Below are 23,658 nucleotides of genomic sequence, written 5' to 3'. Positions count from 1 at the left end.
CTTAAGAACGAACAAGGGTGAGAGTCGGCCGGTAGCCCGCGGGCACTCCGGCGGCCGTCAGCAGCGCACGCAGCGGCGCGGTGTCGGATTCGGCGGCGGTGGCCTGGTCGAGCGCGGGCTCCAGCCCGTCTTCCAGCGGCTCGTCCACGGTGAACGGCGCCGGTCCTGACCACGAAAGCGACCATCGCCCCGCGCCGACGTCGGTGAGCGCCGCGTGGACGACGACCGCCAGCCGACGGCGGACCGAGACGACGGCGAACTCCCGGCGGGCACGCGGACCGGCGCCTGCGGGCGGCGCCGCGTCCGGATCGGCGAGCTCCTCGTGCCTGCCCGCGTCGAGCAGGTCCAGCGCCATGTCGAGGGTGCGTTCGCCCAGGATCTCGGCGGCGGCTTCGGCGGCGGCGTGACGACGGCCGATGGCGACCAGCGACTGCCAGTCCGTCCGCCGTTTCGTGCGCGCCTCGTCGGAGAAGACGGTGAACAGCGCCTCGTCGAGCATCTTCTCGGCGCCGGTCAGCAGGTCGGTCGCCGGCCGGTCGCCGCCGGGGCGGACCGGGAACCGGGTGCCCGCTTCGAGCGTCGCGACCCGGTCCCGGGTGGCCGGATGCGTGTCCCACCGCGACGTCTCGTCCTCCGACGGGTTCCGGCGCATCTCCTCCATCTGCTCCGCCCTGGTCGGGTCCGTGAGCAGCGCGCGGTAGCCCTCGCCGAACCGGTCCGGGAGGTACCCCGCGTCCCAGCCGATCGCGGCGTAGTTGTTCATGAAGAACCGCCAGGTGACGGCCAGCGCTTCGATCTCGCGCAGGGCCGAGGTCGCCGCGTCGGTACCCGCGAGCCGCGCCGAAACGGCGTCGGCCGCGAGCTCCTGAGCCCGGCAGACACTCATCGAGACGACGAAGTACAGCTTCGCGTACTGCTTGAAGAGCCAGCCGACGAAGCGTTCGAAGTAACCGTCGCGGTCGAGGCCGTTGACCACCCGAGCGATCGACTTGCGCCCGCGATAGGTCAGCGCGGCGAAGCGGGTGTCCTTGTTGCTGTAGTGCCCCAGTTCGTGCGCGAGCACGGCGCGGAACTGGTCCTGGCGCAGGCCCATGATCAGCGGGACCCCGATGATCATGCGGCGGCGCAGCACCCGAAGTCCGAGCCACGAGGTGCGCTCGGTGACCGCGGCGTTGACGTCCGGATCGAGGTAGATCTCGTCCGGCGGGCGGGTGCCCGCCTCGGCCGCGAGTTCCCGGACCAGTGCCCAGAGGGCGGGTTGGGACTCCGGCGTCACCTGGACGCCGGGTACGTCGTCGTCGGTCGCCCGCTCGACGGTGAGCAGGGTCTTCAGCAGGATCCAGCCGACCGGCACGGTGATGATGCCGAGCTTCACCGCCGCGATGACGTTGTGCCGCAAAGCCAGCACTTCGAGCGCCACGATCCCGCCCACGAACGCGAGCACGAGCAGCGGGAACCCCGCCAGCAGGACGGCAGCGAGCAGCCCACGAAAAGACTTCACTGTGAAACGGACCTTCCCCAGAGTTGGTGTACCCCCGACACCGAGCGCTCATTGTGCCCGAAGCGCCTCTCGCGGCCGATCACTTTTCGAATACGATCGAAGACTTCGGGATGAACATCACCCCGGCGCGCGTCGTCGCATGTGGACTGTCCATTGTGGAGCGGATAATTGCCTTGTCCGGTTCGCCCGATCGGTGCATTCTCGACGACGACAAAACGTTTTCCACGAAAGGAAAGTCATGTACACGGCGGTCGAAGGCTCGCGGGTTCCGATCCGGATGTGGGCGGACCCCGCATCGGTCGAGGACCAGGCCATGCGACAGCTGCACAACGTCGCCAACCTGCCGTGGGTGCACGGCGTCGCGGTCATGCCCGACGTCCACTACGGCAAGGGCGCGACCGTCGGCAGCGTGATCGCGATGCGCGACGCGGTGTCCCCGGCCGCCGTCGGCGTGGACATCGGCTGCGGGATGAGCGCGGTGCGGACCTCGCTCACCGCCGCCGACCTGCCCGACGACCTGCTGAAGCTCCGCCGCCGGATCGAATCGGCCGTTCCGGTCGGGTTCGGCCTGCACAAGACCCCGGTGAACCCGGCGAAGGTGCACGGTGTCGGTGGCTGGGACGCCTTCTGGAAGTCCTTCGGCGACCTGCATCCCGGCGTCCAGGATCTGCACGACCGCGCGTCGCGCCAGATCGGGAGCCTCGGCGGCGGCAACCACTTCATCGAGGTCTGCCTCGAACAGGGCGGCGAGGACGAAGGCCGCGTGTGGCTGATGCTGCACTCCGGTTCGCGCAACATCGGCAAGGAACTCGCGGAACGGCACATGGCCGTCGCGCGGAAGCTGCCGCACAACGCGGATCTGCCGGATCCGGACCTCGCGGTGTTCGTCGCGGGCACGCCGGAGATGCAGGCGTACCGGCGCGACCTGTTCTGGGCGCAGGACTACGCGGCGCGCAACCGCGCCACCATGGTCGCGCTCGTGAAGCAGGCGCTGAAGGACGTCGTGCCGCAGACGACGTTCGACGACGCGATCAGCTGCCACCACAACTACGTCGCCGAGGAGACCTACGACGGCGTCGACCTCCTGGTGACCCGCAAGGGCGCGATCCGCGCGGGTTCGGGCGACCTCGGGATCATCCCGGGCAGCATGGGCACCGGTTCGTACATCGTGCGCGGCCTCGGGAACGCGTCGTCCTTCCAGTCCGCGTCGCACGGCGCGGGCCGCCGGATGTCGCGGAACAAGGCCAAGAAGCTGTACACCGCCGAGGACCTCGCCGCGCAGACCGCCGGCGTGGAATGCCGCAAGGACTCCGGTGTGGTGGACGAGATCCCGGCCGCGTACAAGGACATCGAGACGGTGATCAAGGCGCAGACGGATCTCGTCGAGGTGGTCGCGCACCTCAAGCAGGTCGTCTGCGTGAAGGGCTGAAACGTGGGTGGTGTGCCGGGGAACCCGACATACCACCCACGTTTCTCGCTAATGTGGTCTTCATGAAGAGGTTGGGAATCGCGGCGCTCCTGGCGGCCGCCGGACTCGCGCTGGCGGGCTGCAGCGAGGTCACGAACGCCGTCGATCAGACGAACAAGGCCGCGACGAAGGTCGGTGCCTGCGCCGAGGCGCTCAGCCTCGCCGACCTCAATCCGGACCCGGCGACGATCAAGGAACGCGCCGCGGACAAGGAGAAGCGGCTGCGTGAGCTGGCGAACAGCGTCGGCGAGCAGAACGTCGCGAGCGCGCTCACCGGCATGGCCGACTCGTATCTGCAGGTGCAGAAGGAGAACATCCAGGACGCGGGCAAGATCGCGGACTGGACCAAGCGCAACCTCGACCGGCTCGACGCCCTCCGGAAGGTCTGCGCCTAGCCCCCTCTCGCGTTTCGTCCTCTGAATGCGGTAGTTGGCGATGCCAACGACCGCATTCAGAGGACGAAACGCATCAGGAGGAGGTGAGCGCGGGCACCCGGGCGGGCGTCCGGGACCGGCGCCAGAACAGGCCGACCGAAGCGATCGCCAGCGCGCCCAAGGCCGAGGCCGTGAACCCCCAGCCGGGGCTCGAATGGTCGATCACGAACCCGATGATCGGGCTCCCGATCGCCAAACCGATCCGGCTGGCCGCGTCCAGCAGGCCCATCGCCTCGCCGCGCACCCGCGGCGGCGCCGCCGCGCTGACCGTCTCGGTGCTCGCCGCGAGCGTCGGCGCGCACAGCACGTTGCTCGGGAAGAGCACGATCGCCAGCAGCCACCACGGGTGGTCGATCAGCCCGACCGGCAGCGTCAGCACCGCGAGCAGCACCATCAGCGTGCCCTGCGAAAGCGACCGCCGGACCGCGCCGTGGATCGCCCCGCCGAGCACGGACGCGACGCACATCAGCGTGATCAGCAGCCCGGACCAGGCGATGTCCCCGCTCGCGCGCAGGGTCGCCAAGGCGGCGAGCTCCATGCCGACCAGGCAGAACAACGCGCCCGCGGCGATGAACATCGCCATCACGAGCCGTCCGGTGAGCCAGCTCCGCACGGGCGGCCGCTCCCCGGAGAACACCTCGGCGTCGGCCTCGGCGCGGATCGGCGGGTTCTGCCGGTAGATCAACGTCGCCGAAAGCGCGAAGCAGACCCCGATACCGGTGAGCGCGTAGACCGCGGGCAGCTGCGTGATCGCCATGATCCCGGCCGACGGCCCGATCATGAACGACGCCTCCACCAGGATCGTGTCGAGCGAGTAGGCCGCGCGCCGCTGCTCCAGCGGCACGAGCGCGGTGAGCACCAGCCGCGCGAGCGTTCCCGCGGGCACCGACAGCACGCCGGCGGGGAGCGCCACCGCGAGCAGCACCTGATACGGCAGATGCGGCGCGCTGATCCAGAACGTCGACGAGGCCACCCCGCAGATCGCGACCACCGGCCGCAACCCGTAGCGGTCGACGTACCGGCCGACGAGCGGCGCCCCGATCGCGCTGCCGAGGGTGGTGGCGGCGCCGATCAGCCCGGCCGCGCCGTAACCGCGGCCGAGGTCGTTGACCACGTACAGCGTCATCGTCACGCCCATGGCCGTCATCGGGAGCCGGGCCAGGAACATCAGCAGCATCGAGCTGGGAACTCCGGGCACGGCTAACACGCGACGATACGGAGCGAGGGCCATGGAACCGATGAGAACGTAACTTGGTACGCGCGTGCAAGTTTTTTTCGCGAGGTACGGGTCACCCGGTCCGGGGGGTTTTCTTGACTGATTCCAGATTAGACGAGAGGGTGGTGAGGACTGACCGCTCACCACCACGAACCAGGAGGCACCGGCGTGACCCTGCCGACCACGAACAACGTGGGCATCCCCGTCGCGAGCGACAACGACTCCCTGACGGTAGGCGCCAACGGCCCGATCCTGCTCCAGGACCACTACCTGATCGAGAAGAACGCCCAGTTCAACCGTGAACGCGTGCCGGAGCGCGTCGTCCACGCCAAGGGCGGCGGTGCCCACGGCTTCCTCGAGGTCACCGAGGACGTCAGTCAGTTCACGAAGGCCGCGCTGTTCCAGCCCGGCGTGCGCACCGAGAGCCTGGCCCGCTTCTCGTCGGTCGCCGGCGAGAACGGCTCGCCCGACACGTGGCGCGACCCGCGCGGCTTCGCGGTGAAGTTCTACACCTCCGAGGGCAACTACGACCTCGTCGGCAACAACACCCCGGTGTTCTTCATCCGCGACCCGATCAAGTTCCCCGACTTCATCCACTCGCAGAAGCGCCGCGCCGACAACCACCTGCGCGACCACGACATCCAGTGGGACTTCTGGACGCTGCGGCCCGAGTCCGCGCACCAGGTCACCTGGCTGATGGGCGACCGCGGCATCCCGTCGAACTGGCGGGAGATGGACGGCTTCGGCTCGCACACCTACCTGTGGGAGAACGCCGGCGGCGAGAAGTTCTGGGTCAAGTACCACTTCAAGACCGACCAGGGCATCGGTTACCTGTCGCAGGCGGACGCGGACCGCATCGCGGGCGAGGACTCCGACTACTACATCCGCGACCTGTTCAAGAACATCAAGCAGGGCAACCACCCGAGCTGGACGCTGTACGTCCAGGTGATGCCGTACGCGGAGGCCGCGGACTACCGCTTCAACCCGTTCGACCTGACCAAGGTGTGGCCGAAGGGCGACTACCCGCTGATCAAGGTCGGCCGCTGGGTGCTCGACCGCAATCCGGCGAACTACTTCGCGGAGATCGAGCAGGCCGCGTTCGAGCCGTCCAACCTGGTGCCGGGTATCGGCCCGTCGCCGGACAAGATGCTGCAGGGCCGCCTGTTCGCGTACCCGGACGCGCACCGCTACCGGATCGGCGCGAACTACACGCAGCTGCCGGTCAACGCGCCGAAGTCGCCGGTGAACAGCTACTCGCGCGACGGTGCGATGCGCTACAACAACCCGGGCGACCCGGTGTACGCGCCGAACTCCTACGGCGGCCCGCACGCGAGCGCGGAGATCGCCTCCGAGACCGCTTCGGGCTACGGCGTCGAGGACGAGGTCATCCGGTCGGCGTACAAGCTCCACGCCGAGGACGACGACTTCGGCCAGCCGGGCACCCTCGTCCGCGAGGTGATGGACGACGCGCAGCGCGAGCGGCTCGCGAACAACATCATCGGCCACGCTTCGAACGACGTCTCCCGGCCGGTGCTGGAACGCGTCTTCGAGTACTGGCGGAACGTCGACAAGGACCTCGGCGACAAGGTCGCGGACGCCTTCCGCGAGTAGAAGGACCTCTTTCGAGAGGCTGCTCCCACCACGGAACGCCCCCGGTGCCCGCACCGGGGGCGTTCCCATGTCCCCACTCGCATGTGAAGCCAGAAGGTGGCGTGGCGTGCGTGGGGGACACCCCGAGTGGAGCAGTGCGACACGCCTGTCCGACGGAGTGATGAAGCCAAACGATCACCGTTTACACCGCTGTGGGTGAACGAGCCGCTCCACGGTGGAGATCGGTCACAGGTGGTCATAAATCGGCGGGAAAAGGATGATCTTCAGGGGGAAGCACAAGATTTCGACGTTAATCAATTGCGGGGGTCTTCCCCGGGAATGAATCCGGCACGTAAGGGTTAGAAAAGTGTTCCAACCGGTGATCGGGTGGTGTTCGGCCGATACGGCGGGTATCGATTTACCTCGTCAGGTCCCAGAGGCCAGGAGGTAAGGAATGAAAGGCAACATTGCCCGGATGATTGCCGTGGTCGCCACCGGCAGTCTGTTGGCGGTGGCCTCGGCCGGCGCCGCGACGGCTGGTACCGATGGTGGAAAGGGTTCGTCGAACACGCAGGCGCTCGCCGCGCAGGTGCTGCAGATGCGGGACGGCCTCACCAAGGTGGCCTACGCCGGTGACGTCGCCAAGACGCGGGCGGACTTGGACAAGCTGAGCCCCGTCCTCGGTGACATCGCCGCGGGCAAGCGCTACCAGATCCAGACCGAAACACAGAAGCTCGGCGACCTGGCCCAGGGCCGCTCCGTCGAGTCCAGCAGGCTGCTGGCCGACCCGACCGCCAAGGCGCGTCAGCTGCCGCCGCTGCCGGTGCCGATCCCGTCGCTGCCGGACCTTCCCGGACCGCTGAAGATCGTCAGCGACCTGGTGAAAGCGCTGCTCACGGCCGTGACCGGCATCCTCGCCGGCCTGCTCGGCGGACTTCCCGTCCCGCCGCTTCCGGTACCGCCGGTACCACTTCCCACGCCCTAGGAGACCGAGGGAGTCGTCAGGTTCCGCCGTGCAGGGCGGCGGGCCACGAAATGGGGGCCGGGGCCCGAGTGGGGACATTTCTCCTCACTCGGGCTCTGGCCGTCACCGGGGCGCGAGGCCCACCCGCAACGCTCCCGCCGCCTCGGCCGTCGCCTCGCGGAACCGCCGTCCGACGCCGAGGAAGTTGAGGTACCCGTGAATCAGGTCCGGCTGGCGGCTGAGCGCCACCGGCACCCCGGCCTTCCGCAATTTCTCCGCGTACGCCTCGCCCTCGTCGCGCAACGGGTCGAATCCGGCCGTCGCGATATAGGCGGGCGGTAATCCGGAAACGTCGCCGTGCAACGGGGAGAGTTTCGGGTTGTACAGATCGGTGCCCTTCGGCACGTAATGTCCTTCGAACCAGGTCATATCCGAATCGGTGAGGAACAGGTCCTCCGCGAACAATTCCCGGGAGCGGCGGCGCACGGTGAAATCGGTCGCCGGATAGAACAGCAGCTGGAACGCCGGGATCCCGCCACCGCGTTTCACCGCCTGCTGCGCCGTCACCGCCGCGAGGTTCCCGCCCGCGCTGTCGCCGCCGACGGCGATGCGTGCCGGATCGGCCCCGAGGTCCCTCGCCTTCGCGTAGGCGTACTCGAATGCCGCGATCGCGTCTTCGGTGGCGCCGGGGAACCGCGTCTCCGGCGCGAGCCGGTATTCCACCGAAAGAACCCGCACGCCCGCCTGTTTCGCCAGGTAGCGGACGCTGTTGTCGTGGGAGGCGCGGCTGCCGACCACCCAGCCCCCGCCGTGGAAGAACACGAGCAGCCCGGACGGATCCGGCAACCCGGCCGGGGTGTAGAGCGTGGCCGGCACGTCACCGTCACCCGTGGGGATGAGCAGTTCCCTGGTGGCGACCGGCTCGATCGTCGGTCCGCTCACCAGATGCCTGCTCGCCAGGAGCATGCTGCGCGACTCTTCGACGCTTCCCCGCACCAGCGACGCCTTCGCCAGCTTCTGCAGGCGGAGCAGGAGCTGGGCGTCCAACGCCAGTTCCTGCCCGTCCAGGCGGAGCGGCGGCCCGGCGATGGCCCGTCTGACCGGCTTCGGGAGCCAGAACGCCAGCTGTGAAAACGCGGCCTCGGCACGGATCTGGAGCGGTATCGCCATGCTTCCTCCTGGGGGCTTCCGGCCAGGTTACTTTCGAGTAGGTATGCCGTCCAGCGGGACCGGGCCCGTTGCGGCGAACGGGTGTGACGCAGACCTCCGTTCCAGATCCTGGTCCTCCACTTAAGTAGAGGGGTTAGCCTCGAAAGCGTGACTTCGACGAATTCGGTGCATGTCCTCGGTATCGGCGGCTCTCTGCGGGAGGGCTCGCAATCCGAGCGCGCGCTGCGGATCGCCCTCGGCGCGGCGGCCGAGGCCGGGGTCGCCACGGAGCTGATCTCCGGGCCCGAACTGGTGTTGCCGTTCTACGACACCGCCTTGGACGAGCGGCACGAGCGCGCCACCCGGCTGGTCGAAGCGGTCCGCCGTGCCGACGGGATCGTCGTCGTCTCGCCCGGTTACCACGGGGCGCTGTCCGGCCTGGTCAAGAACGCCCTGGACTACGTCGAAGACTTGCGCGACGACACCCGCCCGTATCTCGACGGCCGGGCGGTCGGTCTCGCCGCCGTCGCCTACGGCTGGCAGGCCGCGGTCACCACGCTGGAGCAGCTGCGCACGATCACGCACGCACTGCGTGGCTGGGCCACCCCTTTGGGTGGTTCGATCAACACCGCGGAGACCAAATTCGACGAAGCCGGCGGCGCCTCGGACGAGAAGAGCGTCCGCACGCTCCGCCTGATCGGAAGCCAGGTCGCCGAGTTCGCGCTGAGTCGCGCCGGTCACTAGTCGTTTGCTCCGGTCGTCGTCCGGGTAATTCCCGGACGTGATGCCTGCCATGGGGTGGCAAGGTTTCGCGGTTGCGGGACGTTGACACCGAAGAGACGCTCAACGGGGCGTGTCTTGAGACCAGAAGGTAGGCGAAGAATGGCTGAGGCTCTGTACACCGCTGTGGCCACCGCTCGCGGCGACGGCCGCAACGGTGAGGTCACCTCCTCCGACGGCGTCATCGACGAGTCGCTGGCGATCCCGAAGGAGATGGGCGGGCCCGGTGGGGACAAGACGAACCCCGAGCAGCTCTTCGCCGCCGGCTATTCCGCCTGTTTCCACTCCGCGTTGCAGCTCGTCGCGCGCCAGGCGAAGGTGAAGCTGGACGGCTCCACCGTCACCGCCGAGGTCAGCGTGCTCAAGCAGGACGTGGGCTTCGGTCTCGGCGTGGCGCTCAAGGTTTCGCTGCCCGGCCTGGAGCAGGCGCAGGCCGATCAGCTCGTCGAGCAGGCGCATCAGGTGTGCCCCTACTCGAACGCGACCCGCGGCAACATCGAGGTCGCCCTGTCCGCGACGGTCTGATCCCGTCCACGGCAGGTCCATTCCCGAACCGACTGATTTCTGAAAGGAAGACCGAAAAATGGGCAAGTCTCCGATCCAGAGTCCGTTGAGCGAAGCCGACAAGGAGATCACCGGTAACGCCTTGCAGGCCACGCTGGTCGATCTGGTGGACCTGTCGCTGATCGCGAAGCAGGCCCACTGGAACGTCGTCGGCGCGAACTTCCGCAGCGTGCACCTCCAGCTCGACGAGCTGGTCGACACCGCGCGCCAGTACGTCGACGAGGTCGCCGAGCGCGCCAACGCCATCGGTGTCTCGCCGAACGGTCAGGCGAAGGCCGTCGTGGAGAGCTCCGGCCTGCCGGCCTATCCCGACAACTGGCAGTCCGTCGAGTCCACGGTCGCCGCGATCGTCGGCATCCTCGCGGCGCTGATCGAGCGGCTGCGCAAGCGCATCGACGAGACCGACAAGAGCGACCTGGTCACCCAGGACCTGCTCATCGCGATCACCCAGGAGCTCGAAAAGGCGCACTGGATGTGGCAGGCGCAGCAGGCCTGACCCCCTCCGGTCCCGCGGATGTCATGAAAGGGCCGTTCAGGACGAAAAACGTCCTGAACGGCCCTTTCCTGACATTTGGGGGCTGACCGAAGTGCCCTCGCCCGCCTGCGGGGATAAGTTCAGATCATGGTGCTGCACAAGGGAACCGCGTCCGATCCGGACCGCAAGACCGGGGCCAACCCGCTGTACGCCGGCGCGTATCCCGCGCTCGCCGCGAACATCCGTCTCCCGCACGACAGCCTCGCCGAAGACCCGCTCCCGCCCGACACCGCGCTCCAGCTGGTGCGCGACGAGCTGATGCTCGACGGGAACGCCCGGCTCAATCTCGCCACGTTCGTCACCACGTGGATGGAACCGCAGGCCCGCGAGCTGATGGCCGAATGCGTCGACAAGAACATGATCGACAAGGACGAGTACCCGCAGACCGCCGAACTCGAGCGGCGCTGCGTGAACATCCTCGCCGATCTGTGGCACGCGCCCGATCCCACCGCGATCATGGGCTGCTCCACCACCGGTTCGTCGGAAGCCTGCATGCTCGCCGGCATGGCGCTGAAACGCCGCTGGTCGAAGCTCGGCCGCACCGGCAAGCCGAATCTGGTGATGGGCGCGAACGTCCAGGTCTGCTGGGAGAAGTTCTGCGAGTACTGGGAGGTCGAGCCGCGGCTGGTGCCGATGGACGGCGACCGCTTCCACCTCACCGCCGACGAGGCGATCGCCCGCTGTGACGAGAACACCATCGGCGTCGTCGCGATCCTCGGGTCCACTTTCGACGGCAGCTACGAGCCCGTCGCCGAGATCGCCGCCGCGCTCGACGGCCTGGCGGAACGCTCCGGCTGGGACATCCCCGTGCACGTCGACGGCGCTTCGGGCGCGATGATCGCGCCCTTCCTCGACCCTGAGCTGAGCTGGGACTTCCGCCTGCCGAGGGTGGCGTCGATCAACACCTCCGGGCACAAGTACGGGCTCGTCTACCCCGGCGTCGGCTGGGTGCTGTGGCGCGACAAGGACGCGTTGCCGGAGGAGCTCGTCTTCAACGTCAACTACCTCGGTGGCGACATGCCGACTTTCGCGCTGAACTTCTCCCGTCCCGGCGCCGAGGTGGCCGCGCAGTACTACACGTTCGTCCGGCTCGGCCGAGAAGGTTTCCGTGCCGTGCAACAGGCTTCGCGTGACGTCGCGACCCAGCTGGCGGACGGGATCGCCGAGCTGGGCCCGTTCCGGCTGCTGACCCGCGGCGATCAGCTGCCCGTGTTCGCCTTCACGACGAAGCCGGACGTCGAGGGCTTCGACGTCTTCGACGTGTCACGGCGGCTTCGCGAGCGTGGCTGGCTCGTCCCGGCGTACACGTTCCCGGAGAACCGGACCGATCTCGCGGTGCTGAGGATCGTGGTGCGCAACGGTTTCACCCACGACCTCGCCGAGCTGCTGCTCGCGGATCTCCGCCGCCTGCTGCCCGAGCTCGATCACGGCCCGCGACGGCGGACCGCGTTCCATCACTGAGCCGGGTGCCCTGCGTCACGCCGGATTTCCCCGGGCCCTACCGGCGCGTAACGTCGGGGGGTATGGGAGTCGCCGGAGACGAACGTCGTGCGTTGAGCGAGCTTTTCGAAGAGGTCGGCCCGGACGCGCCGACCCTGTGCACGGGCTGGAAGACGCGGGACCTCGCGGCGCATCTGCTGGTCCGCGAGCGGCGGCCCGACGCGGCGCCCGGCATCCTGGTGCCCGCGCTCGCTTCGTACACGCAGCGGGTGCAGGACTCCTACGCCGCGCGGCCGTGGTCCGAGGTCGTCGGCAAGGTCCGGTCCGGCCCCGCCTGGTACTGGCCGACGTCGATCGGCGCGGTCGACGAGCTGGCGAACAGCGCGGAGTTCCTGATCCACCACGAGGACGTCCGCCGGGGACAGCCCGGCTGGGAGCCGCGTCCGGCGGACTCCGCGCGGGACGCGGCGGCGTGGAAGTCGGCGAAGCAGGCCTCGAAGCTGAACCTGCGGAAATCACCGGTCGGCGTGATCCTGAAGACCCCCGAAGGCCGCGAAGCGCGGGTGAAGGAAGGCCCGGACACGGTGACCGTGATCGGTGCGCCGATCGAGCTGCTGCTGTTCGTCTTCGGCCGTGACGCCGCCCGGATCACCTTCGAAGGCGACGCCTACGCCGTCGACCGCCTGCGGAAGCACGACCGCGGGCTTTAGAGTTCCGGCCATGCCGATGATCAATGTTTCGATGTTCCCCGGCCGCACGGCCGAGCAGAAGCAGGCCCTCGTGCGCGAGGTGACCGACGCCTTCGTCCGCACCTGCGGCGGAAACCCCGAAGGCGTCTGGGTGACCATCAACGAGATTCCCGCCGAACACTGGGCGTCCGGCGGGACTCTCTTCTCCGAGCGCTGACCCGTTGGCCGGGGTCAGCGAAGCCCGACCGCCCGCTGCGCGAAGAACACCTCGATCGCGGTCTGCTTGATCGTCTCGGCGATCACCAGCGAACCGTGGCCCGCGTCGAACCGGTAGAACTCGAACGGGATCTCCCGTTTCGCGAGCCTGTCGAGGTAGTTCTCGACCTGCCGGATCGGGCAGCGCGGGTCGTTGTCCCCGGCGAGCACCAGCACCGGCGCCGTCACGGCCTCGACGTAGGTGATCGGCGAGCATTCCCGGTACACCGCAGGCACCGTCTCCGGCGAACCGCCGAACAGCGCCCGGTCGAACGACCGGAGCTGCTCCATCTCGTCCTCGTACGCGGCGACGTAGTCGGCCACCGGCACCCCGGCGATCCCCGCCGCCCAGCGCGCGGGCTGGGTGCCCAGCGCCAGCAGGCTCAGGTAGCCACCCCACGAAGCACCGTTCACCACGCACTTCTCCGGATCTGAGAGTCCACTTTGGACCGCCCAGTCGTGTACGGCGGCGACGTCTTCGAGTTCGGTCAGGCCGGGACGGCCTTCGATGGCGTCGCGCCAGGCCGAGCCGTACCCGGTCGAGCCGCGGTAGTTGACCTCGACGACGGCGAATCCGGCGTCGAGCCAGACGGCGCGGTACGCGGAGAAGCGGTCTTCGTCGGCCGAATGCGGCCCGCCGTGCAGGGAGAAGACCGTCGGAAGCGGACCTTCGGGCGCGTCGGCCGGACGCGAGACCAGCGCGTGGATCTGCCCGCCGATCCCGTCGACGAACGCGTCGGTGACCGGGGAAGACTCCGGGGCGCGCTCACCCGGCGGTTCGAGGAGCACGGAGTCCTCGCCGTCCGCGGTCCGCGCGCGCACCGCCGTCGGCTGCGCGGCACTGGACCACGAGTACTCGACCGTGCCGTCGGGCCGTACGCCCGCGCCGCCGATGCGGCCGGGCGGCGTGTCCAAAGAGGACAGTTCGCCGGTCGCGAGGTCGTACCGGTGCAGGGAACTGCGGCCTTGGTGGAAGTGCACGACCAGCAATGCCGTCGCGTCGGGATACCAGCCCGCGACCACCTCGCCGGGCAGGTCCAGCTCGATCTCCTGCTCGGTGTCCGCGGCGGTGTCCCAGATCAGGAGCTCTTCGCGGCCGCGCCGCTCGTGCAGCACCAGCAACCGCTGATCGCCGGCGACCGGCGAGTACTCGAGCGCGCCGAGGCCTTTGCCCTCGCCGTCCCATTTGTCGGCGATCGTCGTGAAGCCGTCGGTCGAGAGGACACGCAGCGCGGGGTGGCGTGAATCACCGTGTTCGGAGTGGGAGATCGCGAGGAGCGACTCGTCACGGGACAGGGAGGCGATCCCGGCGTCGTCTTCGTGCTTGTAGAAGCTGGTGGTCTCGCCGTCGATATGGGCGAAGAGTTCGCTGCCGTCGTCGGTCGAGACGCCGACCGCGATCACCCGCGTGCCGATCTCGAGCCCGGCGGGGTAGCCGTCGTGGACGTCCGGCACCGCGCGCTCGGCGGCGGCACCCGGTGCGAACGGTTCGCGGACCCAGGAACCGAATTCGTCGCCGTCGGTGTCGTTGAACCACCAGATCCAGCGGCCGTCGGGGGACGGGGTGGCGTGCATGGTGCCGTTCGGCCGGTCGGTGACGCGACGGTGTTCGCCGGTCGACCGGTCCCAGGAATAGACCTCCCAGACGCCGCTGGCGTTGGAGACGTAGACGTTGGCGTCGGGGGCGTCGATGGCCCACTCGGGGACCGAGATCCGCGGCGCGTGGAAGCGGGCCCGCCACCTCGTCTCGGCTTCGGCGTCGTCGAACAGGCGGTCCGGGACCGCCGCGGACGGATATTCAGTGCCTGACTGCGTGCTCACCCCTCGATCCTGCCACTCGGGAGCCGTACTGTGTGCGGGGTGCTGGAGGGAAACGCGCCTCGCGCGCGGTCCGCGCGTCAGGCGGTCGAACGGGCCGTGTTCGCGCAACCGCTGTTCGGGCCGGGGATGGGGTGCGTCGACGTCGGCTGCGGGCCGGGTTCGATCACCCTCGGTATCGGCAACGGACACAGAAAGTCCACAGTGGACTTCTTGGTGGCGGAGGCGTGCGCGTTGCCGTTCGCCGAGGATTCGGTGGACGTGCTCTTCGCGCACGCCGTCTTCGAATACCTGAGGGAGCCGGGTGCCGCGCTCGCGGAGTTCCGTCGCGTCCTCAAACCGGGCGGCACCCTCGCACTGTCCACATCGGACTGGAGCCGGGCGCGTCTGCGGCCGAAGACGGCGAATGTCGACGCCGCCCTTCGTGGCCACTACCTGCTGTGGCGCCGCGCGGGCGGTGACCCGTTCGCCGGGCGCTCGCTGCCCGCGGCGGTCGCGGCCGCCGGTTTCACCGACGTACGAACGAAAACCCGCTACCGCACGGACACGACTTACCGCGCGCTGGCGACGTCCGTGGAGGCGCGGCTGGTGACGGCGCTGGAAACCGCGACGACCCCGGACCGCGACCAGCTCGCGTCGGCCGCCCGCTCGGCCTGGTCGTGGGCGCGCTCGGGGGACGGGGATTTCGCGCAGTGCTGGACCGAGTTGCTCGCCACCCGCTGAGTGCTCTTGCGGCGTCCCCAATGTGGCATTGGGGACGCTGAGTGTCCCCAATGCCACATTGGGCGCGCTCAACGCTCGTTGTCCACAGGCGTTCATCGTTGTGGACAACCACCGCCGCCGGCGGCCCTTTCGCCCAGTCCCGACGCCCCTCGGCGATACGCTGGAGCCGGGGTCGCCCCCCTGGGAGTGGCGGGGGCTGCGCGGGGGTCCTGTGTTGGGGAGCGCGTCGGCGGGGGCGTGTCCTGAAGGGGGCCTTTGGGACGTTGAGTGTCCTGAAGGTGGCCTTCAGGACACGTTTCCCATGTCACACGGGGACATCCGGCGTCAGCCCTGCGGAAGCCCGCAACGCGAAAGAGCCTTGCTCGCGAAAGCGAGCAAGGCTCTTTCGATCTTGCGTCGGGGTGGCGGGATTCGAACCCACGACCTCCTCGACCCGAACGAGGCACGCTACCAAGCTGCGCCACACCCCGGATACTTCTTAGCGGGTCGAGGAGAAGTTTAGCGGACGGTGTTTCGGGCTTTGCGGGGGGCTGCTTTCCGGTGGTTCTCGCTGGTCGTGCCGCGTGGGACGAGGGTCAGCAGGCTCGCCTCGGGCGGGCACGCGAAGCGGGCCGGGGCGTACGGAGAGGTGCCCAGTCCGGCGGAGACGTGCAGCCACATCTGGGCGCCCCAGCGGGACGCGCCGCGGGCGCGGGTGCGGTCCAGTTCGCAGTTGGTGACGAGCGCGCCGTAGCCGGGGACGCGGAGCTGCCCGCCGTGCGTGTGGCCCGCGAGGACGAGGTCGTAACCGTCGCCGGCGAACTCGTCGAGCACGCGGGGCTCCGGCGAGTGCGTGACGCCGATGCGGACGGCCGCCGCGGTGTCCACGGGGCCCGCGATGTCGGCGTAGCGGTCGCGGTGAAGGTGCGCGTCGTCGACGCCCGCGGTGAACACGTACTGGTCGGCCACCTCGATGGTGCGCCGGACGTGGGTGAGGTCGTTCCACCCGTGCTCGACGAACGCCGCGCGGAGGTCGCGCCACGGCAGGTGCTCGCCGTGGATGCGCTTCTTCTTGCCCTTCGGCATGAGGTAGCGGGCGGGGTTCTTCGGTTTCGGCGCGTAGTAGTCGTTGCTGCCGAAGATGAACACGCCGGGCCGGTCCAGCAAGGGGCCGAGTGCGCGCAGCACCGACGGGACGGCCTGGTGATGTGACAGGTTGTCACCGGTGTTGACGACGAGGTCCGGTTCGAGTTCGTCGAGCGCCGCTACCCAGCGTTGTTTGCTCACATGACCGGGCAGCATGTGCAGATCAGAGATGTGGAGGATCGTGAAGGGCTTCGCCCCTGCCGCGAGGACCGGGAGCTCCGCGGTGCGAAGCGTCCACCGGCGCCTTTCGATACCGACCGCGTAACCGAGGGTCGCGGCACCCAGGGCGACGGTTCCCACGGCCAAGCGCCGTACCGTCGCCCCCGAAGTGCTTTTGTTACTGAGCGTGCTCACAATGTCCAGTTTACGTGCTCTCCGGTGGTGATCGTCCGCCCCCATTCCGGCGATCTCGGTAAATCGCTGGAATGGCCTCTTTTCTTCACTTTCCGTGGTCGGCGCGAAGTGTCGCGATCAACCAACATGGTCTCGTCGACCGCTGTTCCCCGATAGGCCGCCAGGCGGTAACTCAAAGTTAGAATGACGTGACACATCGTGATTTGCGCTGGTGAATACGGCTTCAGCGCTGCTGATCGTTTTTCGGTGGCGTACCCGTCTGCTCGCCAGTGATTCCGGCCGACCGGTGCCACAGTACGACAACGAGGCGGCACAGGGCGATGGCGGCGCCGGGTCCGAAGATCACCACCCAAAGTCCGACGACGCCAGGCTCTCCGTGGTTGACGGAAGCTATACCGAGCCCGGTCATCAAGGCGGCGGATACAAGCAAATGAGCCGACAAAGCGAAGAGCTTGGTTCGCCGCGTCGGGTACGACCGGCTGGCAAGGTAGATGGACAAGATGAAGGCTGGAATGTAGACGAGCCCTGCTCCGGTCACATCAACCCCCTTCGCTCCGGCTGTCGGCGAAGGCCGACCGGCGCAGGCCTCGGCATGTCAGGCGGGAGTCAGCGTCCGCCGCCCATGTACTTCGGGTCCGGAGCCGGCAACGGCAGCGCTTCCTGGCCTTCGAGGATCTTCGACATCGCCCCGAACCAGGTCTGCGCCGGCGTCTTCCCGCCGAACATGTTCGGGTTGCAGCCGCCTGTGCGTACATTGCCGGGCCCGAAGTAGCAGAGGCCACCGTTTCCGCCCTTCGGACGGAACACCATCGCCGCGCCCGCGAGCTGCGGAGTGGCCCCCAGGTAGGTGCCCGAGCCGTTGTTCTGCGTGGTCCCGGTCTTGCCCATCACCGGACGGTTCCAGCCGACACCGTTCGCGGCGCCGAACGACGTCCCACCGGGCTGGCTGTCCCTGCTCATGCCGACCGCGAGGGTGTTGGCGAGGCCTTCGGGCACCACCTGCTCGCAAGCGGCTTCCTTGACGGGCACCGGCTTTCCGTCCCGGTCGGTGACACCGGACAGCGGGGTCGGCGGGCACCAGACGCCACCGCTCATGATCGTGGCGCCGACGTTCGCCAGTTCCAGTCCGCTCAGCGGAGCCGGGCCGAGGGTGAACGAGGCGTTTCCGGCCCAGCCGGGTCGCGGACCGAACGCCTGCAGCTGACTGGTGTTGGCACCGGGGTTGTCGGACTTCGGATCCACGGCGCCACCGCCGAGGTTGCTGGCCATGGTGTCGCGCATCCCGAGTTTGCGCGCCATCTCCACGATCGGCCCCGTACTCCCGACCTTCTCCTCGAGGGCCACGAACGCGGTGTTCGGCGAAGTCGCCAGCGCCTGCTGCATCGACATCTGCCCGCCCGCCGGGTTGTAGTCGCCCGCGTTGCCGAGGCAGTACCAGCGGGAGCGCAACGGCGGCCCGGTCGGAGCGCACTTGGGGCCACCACCGGCGAACACGCGGGAGGTGTAGAAGTCGGTCACCGGAAGGGGACTGTTGATCCCCGCCACACCGGCTTCCAAAGCCGCGGCCGCGGTGAAGGTCTTGTACGCCGATCCCGCGCCACCGGTGTTGTAGACGCCGGAAGGCAACGCGAACGTCGTCTGTCCCTGGTCTTCGTGCAACCCGTAGTCACGGTTCGCCGCCAGCGCGACGACCTCGTGCCGCTGTTTGCCCGGTTTCACCAAGGAAAGCGTGTTCGCGACGTTGTCCTGCGTCTTCTTGACCTGGGCCTCGGCCGACATCTTGGCCTCGTGGTTCGCCCGTTCGTCCAAAGTGGTCTGGATCCGGTAGCCGCCGGTGTAGAGATCGTCCTTCGTCATCCCGGATTTGAGGAGATAGTCCTCGACGTACTGGCAGAAGAAACCGTTCTCGGTACCGGCGCCGACGCAGTTCGACGCGGGCTTCTGCGGGCCGCCTTCGACCACGCCGAGCGGCTCGGCCTTGAACCGTTCCGCGTCCGCCTTCGCGAGCTTCTGGTTGTCGACCATGCGGTCCAGCACCAGGTTTCGCCGTTCGGTCGCCTTCGCCGGGCTCTTCCACGGGTCGTTGACGGCCGGGTTGTTCACCAGACCGGCCAGCAACGCCGCCTGCGGCACCGTGAGCTTCTCGACGGGCGTGTTGAAGTACGCGTTCGCGGCCGCGCCGACGCCGTAGATCTCACGCGAGAACTCGACGACGTTCAGGTAGCCGGTCAGGATCTGCATCTTGTTCAGCTTGGTTTCCAGCTGGATCGCGATCCGGGCTTCCTTCAGCTTCCGGGCGACCGACTGTTCCTGTGCGCGCTTCTGGCCCGGCTTGTCGTCCCGGTAGACGACGTTGATCAAGTAGTTCTTGACGTACTGCTGGGTCAGCGTCGACGCGCCCTGCGTGTCCCCGCCGGTGCTGTTGCTGACCGCCGCGCGCAGCGTGCCCTTCCAGTCCACCCCGTTGTGCTCGTAGAAGCGCTTGTCCTCGACGGAGATCAGCGCCCACTTCATGGCGTCGTTGATCTGCGTCTCGGTGGTCGGGATGCGGTACTGCTTGTACAGCGTCGCGATCTGCTTGCCGGTGTTGTCCGTGATCGTCGTCACCAACGGCGGCGGGATGTCCGCTAGGTCCGAAGATGTCTTGTCGACGGTCTCGCTCGCCTGGTTCGACAGCACCCCCGCGGCACCCGCCACCGGGAACAACATCCCCGCGACCAGCACCCCCGCGAGCACACAAAGGCCAATGAGCTTCAGCAGACCGTCCGTTTTGCGCACGCGGACCAGGGTACGCGGATGCCGTTAGCCCACCGTGACGTCACCTAGCTGAAAGTGTGGATTCGGTTACGAAATCGACCCCATGAGGTGACGGCCGGTAGTCGGAGGCATTCTAGGGCTTGGCGGAGGGAACCGAGGGCCCTTACAGTCCGTCAACGTCTCACGTATGAAAAAGCCGACAGACGGGTGAGTGCGAGCGGCAGTCGCATTCGGCCGAACGGAGGCACCGGCACCGGGGAGGTGTCGGCTCAACCGACGTGAGCACACAGGGAGACACGCTCATGGGGGCAGGAGCGCAGGCTTTTCGTCCCCCCGTGGTGTGTCGAACACCAGGGTAGGGAGCTGGGGGTATGGAAACCAACCAGTCGAGCTGGCGAGTCAATGCGTCGTGCCGCGACACCGATCCGGACGGGTTGTTCGTCCGGGGGGCGGAACAGAACCGGGCCAAGGCGGTCTGCCTCGGTTGCCCGGTCAGGACGGAATGCCTCGCCGAAGCGCTCGATGGCCGGATCAACTTCGGTATCTGGGGAGGTATGACCGAACGGGAACGGCGGGCGCTGCTGCGGCGGCGGCCGGACGTTTCCAGCTGGGCGGACCTGCTTGAAGCGGCGAAGCGCAGTTTCACCGGGATCGACGAAGAGGAAGACGTGCGCGTCCGAGTCTCGTGATCGTGGTTCCGTGAAAAGGCCCCTTCCCTGAGTCCAAGGTAGGGAAGGGGTCCTTCACGAAAGACTCAGGACTGGGTGGCGAGCCTGGTTCCGATGTCGCGCAGGCCTGCGAGATCGTGCACGTCGCTGGGGAGCGCGGGCACCCGCACCAGCGGGACCTCGGGATGCGCCCGCGTGAACCTGGCGAGCAGCCGCGTCTCCCGATCGGCCAGCGCGACCCGGTCCGCGTGCAGGCGAAGGACGGCTTCGGCCAGCGGAGCGCTGGTCTCGCCCTTCGCGAGCTGCTCGGCGGCCGCGACGGCTTCGGCACTGGAGAGCGGGGCGAGCACCGGATGCGTCCGGTTCGCGACCAGCCCCGCGAGCGGCATGCTCTCCTCCGAAAGCCGCTCCACGAAGTAGGACGCCTCGCGCAGCGCGTCCGGCTCAGGCGCGGCCACCACGAGGAACGAAGTGCCGCCGGACCGCAGCAGCTCGGAGGTTTTGCGCGCGCGTTCGCGGAAACCGCCGAACATGCTGTCGAAGGCCTGCATGAACGCCGAAGCGTCCGTCAGCAGCTGGCCGCCGATGATCGTCGAGACGGCCTTCGCGAACATCGAGAACCCGGCGTTGACGACCTTGCGCAGGCCCCAGCCGCCCGCCTTGGCCGGACCGGTGAGCAGCCGGATCATGCGGCCGTCGAGTGCGCTCGAAAGCCGTGTCGGCGCGTCGAGGAAGTCCAGCGCGGACCGGCTCGGCGGCGTGTCGACGATGATCAGATCCCATTCGTCGGTGGCCGCGAGCTGCCCCAGCTTCTCCATCGCCATGTACTCCTGCGTGCCGGAGAACGACGTGGAAATGGTCTGGTAGAAGGGGTTCTGCAGCAGCTGCTCGGCGCGTTCGGGGCCGGCGTGGACGCGCACCATGTCGTCGAAGGTGCGGCGCATGTCGAGCATCATCGCCCACAGCTCGCCCTTGGGCTCGAAACCTTCGACCTGCACCTGTTTCGGGTGATTGCCCAGTTCGCGCAGACCGAGCGCCTGCGCCAGCCGCCGGGCCGGGTCGATGGTGAGCACCACCGTCTGCCGTCCGCGTTCGGCCGCGCGCAACGCGAGCGCCGCCGCGGTGGTCGTCTTGCCGACCCCGCCGGAGCCGCAGCACACGATGACCCGGCTCTCCGGATCGTCGATCAGCTTGTCGACCTCCAGGATGTCCGACATCAGCGCACCCCCTGCTCGGTCAGCGCTTCGGCGAGGTCGTAGAGCGCCGCGACGTCGACGCCGTCGGTCAGATCCGGCAGTTCGAGGCCCGGCAAGTCCGCCTCGGACAGCTGTTCGCGGGCGCGCTGCTCGGCCGCGACCCGCACGGCGTGCTCGACGGTCTCCTCGACGAGCGCGTCGAGGGTGCTTTCGGGCAGGTCGAGACCGGCCGACGCGAGCCCGGCGCGGACGCGCGAGGCGTCGACACGGCCGTCGGCGGCGGAACTCACCGAGCGGGCGGGCAGCCGCGGCGGGCGCACCCGGTTCACCAGCACGGCGCCGGGACGCAGGTCGGCGCCGTCGAGTTCGGCGACCGCTTCGACGGTCTCCCGCACCGGCATCTCTTCCAGCAGCGTGACCAGGTGGACCGCGGTCTCACCGGAGTGCAGCAGCCGCACGACGCCGTCGGCCTGGCCGCGGATCGGGCCGGTTTTGGCGAGGTCGGTCAGTGCCTTGGTGACGTCGAGGAACTTCACGACCCGGCCGGTGGGCGGCGAGTCGACGACGACGGCGTCGTAGGTGTGGCGGCCGTCCGATTCGGTGCGGCCGACGCATTCCTTGATCTTGCCGGTGAGCAGGACGTCGCGAAGGCCGGGCGCCAGCGTGGTCGCGAACTCGATCGCGCCCATCCGCCGCAGCGTCCGCCCCGCGAAGCCGAGGTTGTAGAACATCTCGAAGTATTCGAGCAGCGCGGCCTCGACGTCGATGTGCAGGGCGCGCAGTTCGCCGCCGCCGGGGACGGCCGCGATGCGCTGCTCGGCGTACGGGAGCGGCTCGGTGTCGAAGAGCTGGGCGATGCCCTGGCGGCCTTCGACCTCGATCAGCAGCACTCGGCGCCCGCCCTTGGCGAGAGCGAGGCCCAGCGAGGCGGCGAGCGTGGTCTTGCCCGTCCCGCCCTTACCGGTGACGAAATGCAGCCTGGCTCTCGCGAGTTCGTCGGTCCAGCCGGCAAGGGGTGTGCTCACCGGTCCCACCCTAATTGAGCGATCAGCTCGCCAGCATCATGACGCCGAGCGCGGCCACGACCAATCCCACGACGCACCAGGTCAGGACGCCGGGCAGCACCGTGAGCATCACCACACCGAGCAACAGGAGCGCCACGAGGGCGACCGCGCCGGTGCTCGCGACCGTCGCCGAGCGGCCCGTGCGGTCCCGTGCCTTGGCCATCAGGACCAGCACCAGCGGCAGCCCGGCCGCGGCGAGCAGGACGGTCGCGACCACACGCCAGGTCTCCACGGGATCTCACGTTAGCGTCGTGAGTGGCGATTCGGGTTAGAACCCGAATCGCCACTCACGACCCACTGGACCGATCAGCTTCCGACGGGGGTCGCGGGCACGCAGGGGACCGGCTTCGCGTGCGCCGGGTCCAGCGCGTTGAGGACGTGCCCGGCGGCGTTGCGGTCCGCGGCGACCCCGGCGTGCTCGGCCAGGTCCAGCAGACAGCTGTCCTGCAGCACGATGTTCTTCACGTTCGGGCCGGTGCCCATCCCGCTCGTGTACGGGACGACGGCCTCGTCGTACCGGGTCATGATGTTCGTGTAGGTCACGCCCGGCTGGAAGACGCCGTTGCCCGACCGCAGCTTCGTCAGGAACTCCGAGCCGCGCAGGAACTGGCGGCACGAACCGCAGAGCGGATCGAGGATGCCGTTGAAGCCGGGCGCGAGCCCCAGCGCGCCCGCGAGCGCGTACAGATGCGAGGCGCCGAACAGCGTCGTGCCGTTCCAGAGCGGGGTCAGGCTGACGTACTTGTCCACTTTGGACGCTCCGCCGAGGAACTTCACATAGTAAGAAGGCATCAGCGTGCCCTCGGAATGCCCGAGGATGTCCACCTTGGACGCGCCGGTCGCGCCGCGCACCTTGTCGATGAACGCCGAAAGCTCCTTCGCGCTCTGCTCCATCGGCAGCAGCCCGCCGGGCTGGTAGATCGGCAGTGGCTCACCGGGGACGCCGTAGGTGAGGGAGAAGACGCAGTACCCCTGGTTCTTGAGAAGCGGGCCGAACGTCTGCCAGTTCACCGTCTGGTTGGCGCCGAGCCCGTGGGTGAGCACCACCGGGTTGGGATGGGCCGCGCTCGGGCGGCAGTCGAAGTCGTTCGCGCCGGGTGGCGGGCCGCCGGGGTTCGCCGCTTGCGCGGGCAGTGCCGCGGCCAGCGTCCACGGGACGGGGAGTTCCTCGTCGGCGGTCGCGGGGGAAGCGCAGATCAGGGCAAGGGCCGCGGCCAGGAAGGTGGCGGCGAGGGACTTCGTCGTCCGCATGTCGGCGTCCTATCTACTCCCGAGTAGGTGTGAAGTGAACCACATCGACGGGAATTCGGCGAACCGTCCGCGAGAGGGTTTTCCGCATGTGTGTCGGGCGCCCTTGCCGGTTTGGCT

Annotated in this window: 23 protein-coding genes and 1 tRNA gene; 12 read left to right on the top strand and 12 right to left on the bottom strand. The window is 68.5% G+C overall.

Annotated features, from left to right (window positions below):
- Position 1: 1 nt before the first annotated feature.
- The gene (locus AB8M46_RS09190) at positions 2-1,501 is read right to left on the bottom strand and encodes a M48 family metallopeptidase (protein WP_394360060.1); all 1,500 of its coding nucleotides are present in this window, start codon (positions 1,499-1,501) and stop codon (positions 2-4) included.
- Positions 1,502-1,739: 238 nt separating this feature from the next.
- On the opposite strand from AB8M46_RS09190, the gene AB8M46_RS09185 reads away from it, so the two are divergent.
- Both AB8M46_RS09185 and AB8M46_RS09180 read left to right on the top strand, forming a co-directional pair.
- Entirely contained in the window at positions 1,740-2,930 is a 1,191-nt protein-coding gene (locus AB8M46_RS09185) for an RtcB family protein (RefSeq protein ID WP_037334992.1), read from the top strand.
- 62 nt (positions 2,931-2,992) lie between these two features.
- Entirely contained in the window at positions 2,993-3,364 is a 372-nt protein-coding gene (locus tag AB8M46_RS09180; protein WP_037336230.1) for a hypothetical protein, read from the top strand.
- Positions 3,365-3,437: 73 nt separating this feature from the next.
- Here AB8M46_RS09180 and AB8M46_RS09175 read toward each other — a convergent pair whose 3' ends face one another.
- Positions 3,438-4,580: an MFS transporter gene (locus AB8M46_RS09175; RefSeq protein WP_394360866.1), complete on the bottom strand. Its 1,143-nt coding sequence runs from the start codon at positions 4,578-4,580 to the stop codon at positions 3,438-3,440.
- A gap of 207 nt (positions 4,581-4,787) precedes the next feature.
- On the opposite strand from AB8M46_RS09175, the gene AB8M46_RS09170 reads away from it, so the two are divergent.
- Positions 4,788-6,230, top strand: coding sequence for a catalase (locus AB8M46_RS09170; RefSeq protein ID WP_037334996.1), 1,443 nt, complete (start codon positions 4,788-4,790; stop codon positions 6,228-6,230).
- Positions 6,231-6,663: 433 nt separating this feature from the next.
- Complete coding sequence (locus AB8M46_RS09165) at positions 6,664-7,194, top strand: hypothetical protein (RefSeq protein WP_037334998.1); 531 nt, start codon at positions 6,664-6,666, stop codon at positions 7,192-7,194.
- A gap of 102 nt (positions 7,195-7,296) precedes the next feature.
- Here AB8M46_RS09165 and AB8M46_RS09160 read toward each other — a convergent pair whose 3' ends face one another.
- Positions 7,297-8,343 carry an alpha/beta hydrolase gene (locus AB8M46_RS09160; RefSeq protein WP_038521106.1) on the bottom strand — a complete coding sequence of 349 codons (1,047 nt, stop codon included), beginning with the start codon at positions 8,341-8,343 and terminating at the stop codon, positions 7,297-7,299.
- Between the two features lie 147 nt (positions 8,344-8,490).
- Here AB8M46_RS09160 and AB8M46_RS09155 point away from each other — a divergent pair, with 147 nt between their 5' ends.
- The 6 genes from AB8M46_RS09155 to AB8M46_RS09130 all read left to right on the top strand — a co-directional run bounded on the left by AB8M46_RS09155 (position 8,491) and on the right by AB8M46_RS09130 (position 12,547).
- Entirely contained in the window at positions 8,491-9,066 is a 576-nt protein-coding gene (locus tag AB8M46_RS09155) for an NADPH-dependent FMN reductase (RefSeq protein WP_394360059.1), read from the top strand.
- A gap of 138 nt (positions 9,067-9,204) precedes the next feature.
- Entirely contained in the window at positions 9,205-9,627 is a 423-nt protein-coding gene (locus tag AB8M46_RS09150; RefSeq protein ID WP_037335004.1) for an organic hydroperoxide resistance protein, read from the top strand.
- 58 nt (positions 9,628-9,685) lie between these two features.
- The gene (locus AB8M46_RS09145; protein ID WP_037335006.1) at positions 9,686-10,162 is read left to right on the top strand and encodes a Dps family protein; all 477 of its coding nucleotides are present in this window, start codon (positions 9,686-9,688) and stop codon (positions 10,160-10,162) included.
- Positions 10,163-10,288: 126 nt separating this feature from the next.
- On the top strand, positions 10,289-11,662 hold the full coding sequence (locus AB8M46_RS09140; protein WP_038521098.1) for a glutamate decarboxylase: 1,374 nt from the start codon (positions 10,289-10,291) through the stop codon (positions 11,660-11,662).
- 62 nt (positions 11,663-11,724) lie between these two features.
- Positions 11,725-12,351, top strand: a complete 627-nt coding sequence (locus AB8M46_RS09135) for a TIGR03085 family metal-binding protein (protein ID WP_037335009.1) — start codon at positions 11,725-11,727, stop codon at positions 12,349-12,351.
- Between the two features lie 10 nt (positions 12,352-12,361).
- Positions 12,362-12,547, top strand: a complete 186-nt coding sequence (locus AB8M46_RS09130) for a 2-hydroxymuconate tautomerase (RefSeq protein ID WP_125733150.1) — start codon at positions 12,362-12,364, stop codon at positions 12,545-12,547.
- Positions 12,548-12,561: 14 nt separating this feature from the next.
- Here the strand turns inward: AB8M46_RS09130 and AB8M46_RS09125 are convergent, their stop codons facing one another.
- Positions 12,562-14,406, bottom strand: coding sequence for a prolyl oligopeptidase family serine peptidase (locus AB8M46_RS09125; protein WP_394360058.1), 1,845 nt, complete (start codon positions 14,404-14,406; stop codon positions 12,562-12,564).
- 39 nt (positions 14,407-14,445) lie between these two features.
- Here AB8M46_RS09125 and AB8M46_RS09120 point away from each other — a divergent pair, with 39 nt between their 5' ends.
- Complete coding sequence (locus AB8M46_RS09120) at positions 14,446-15,126, top strand: methyltransferase domain-containing protein (protein WP_037335017.1); 681 nt, start codon at positions 14,446-14,448, stop codon at positions 15,124-15,126.
- A 396-nt stretch (positions 15,127-15,522) separates the two neighbouring features.
- Here AB8M46_RS09120 and AB8M46_RS09115 read toward each other — a convergent pair.
- The 4 genes from AB8M46_RS09115 to AB8M46_RS09100 form a co-directional block, all read right to left on the bottom strand.
- A tRNA-Pro gene (locus AB8M46_RS09115) sits at positions 15,523-15,596 on the bottom strand.
- 28 nt (positions 15,597-15,624) lie between these two features.
- The gene (locus AB8M46_RS09110; protein WP_198941694.1) at positions 15,625-16,551 is read right to left on the bottom strand and encodes a metallophosphoesterase; all 927 of its coding nucleotides are present in this window, start codon (positions 16,549-16,551) and stop codon (positions 15,625-15,627) included.
- Positions 16,552-16,828: 277 nt separating this feature from the next.
- Positions 16,829-17,143 (bottom strand): hypothetical protein, encoded by a 315-nt coding sequence (locus AB8M46_RS09105; protein ID WP_394360057.1) that lies wholly within the window; start codon positions 17,141-17,143, stop codon positions 16,829-16,831.
- A 68-nt stretch (positions 17,144-17,211) separates the two neighbouring features.
- The gene (locus tag AB8M46_RS09100; protein ID WP_378424103.1) at positions 17,212-19,383 is read right to left on the bottom strand and encodes a transglycosylase domain-containing protein; all 2,172 of its coding nucleotides are present in this window, start codon (positions 19,381-19,383) and stop codon (positions 17,212-17,214) included.
- 350 nt (positions 19,384-19,733) lie between these two features.
- Between AB8M46_RS09100 and AB8M46_RS09095 the strand changes: the two genes are divergently transcribed.
- Positions 19,734-20,051 carry a WhiB family transcriptional regulator gene (locus tag AB8M46_RS09095; RefSeq protein ID WP_005166974.1) on the top strand — a complete coding sequence of 106 codons (318 nt, stop codon included), beginning with the start codon at positions 19,734-19,736 and terminating at the stop codon, positions 20,049-20,051.
- A gap of 65 nt (positions 20,052-20,116) precedes the next feature.
- Here the strand turns inward: AB8M46_RS09095 and AB8M46_RS09090 are convergent, their stop codons facing one another.
- The 4 genes from AB8M46_RS09090 to AB8M46_RS09075 form a co-directional block, all read right to left on the bottom strand.
- A complete protein-coding gene (locus AB8M46_RS09090; protein WP_037335024.1) occupies positions 20,117-21,247 on the bottom strand; it encodes an ArsA family ATPase in 1,131 nt (376 codons plus the stop codon).
- On the bottom strand, positions 21,247-22,251 hold the full coding sequence (locus AB8M46_RS09085; protein WP_037336235.1) for an ArsA-related P-loop ATPase: 1,005 nt from the start codon (positions 22,249-22,251) through the stop codon (positions 21,247-21,249). Before AB8M46_RS09085 ends, AB8M46_RS09090 begins: the two co-directional genes overlap by 1 nt.
- Before the next feature lie 22 nt (positions 22,252-22,273).
- Complete coding sequence (locus tag AB8M46_RS09080; protein ID WP_037335026.1) at positions 22,274-22,522, bottom strand: hypothetical protein; 249 nt, start codon at positions 22,520-22,522, stop codon at positions 22,274-22,276.
- A 74-nt stretch (positions 22,523-22,596) separates the two neighbouring features.
- Positions 22,597-23,541: a triacylglycerol lipase gene (locus AB8M46_RS09075; protein WP_037335028.1), complete on the bottom strand. Its 945-nt coding sequence runs from the start codon at positions 23,539-23,541 to the stop codon at positions 22,597-22,599.
- Positions 23,542-23,658: the final 117 nt, after the last annotated feature.

Source organism: Amycolatopsis sp. SB7-3 (assembly GCF_041021335.1).
Classification (GTDB): domain Bacteria; phylum Actinomycetota; class Actinomycetes; order Mycobacteriales; family Pseudonocardiaceae; genus Amycolatopsis; species Amycolatopsis japonica.
This window is presented reverse-complemented; position numbering and strand designations above follow the sequence as displayed.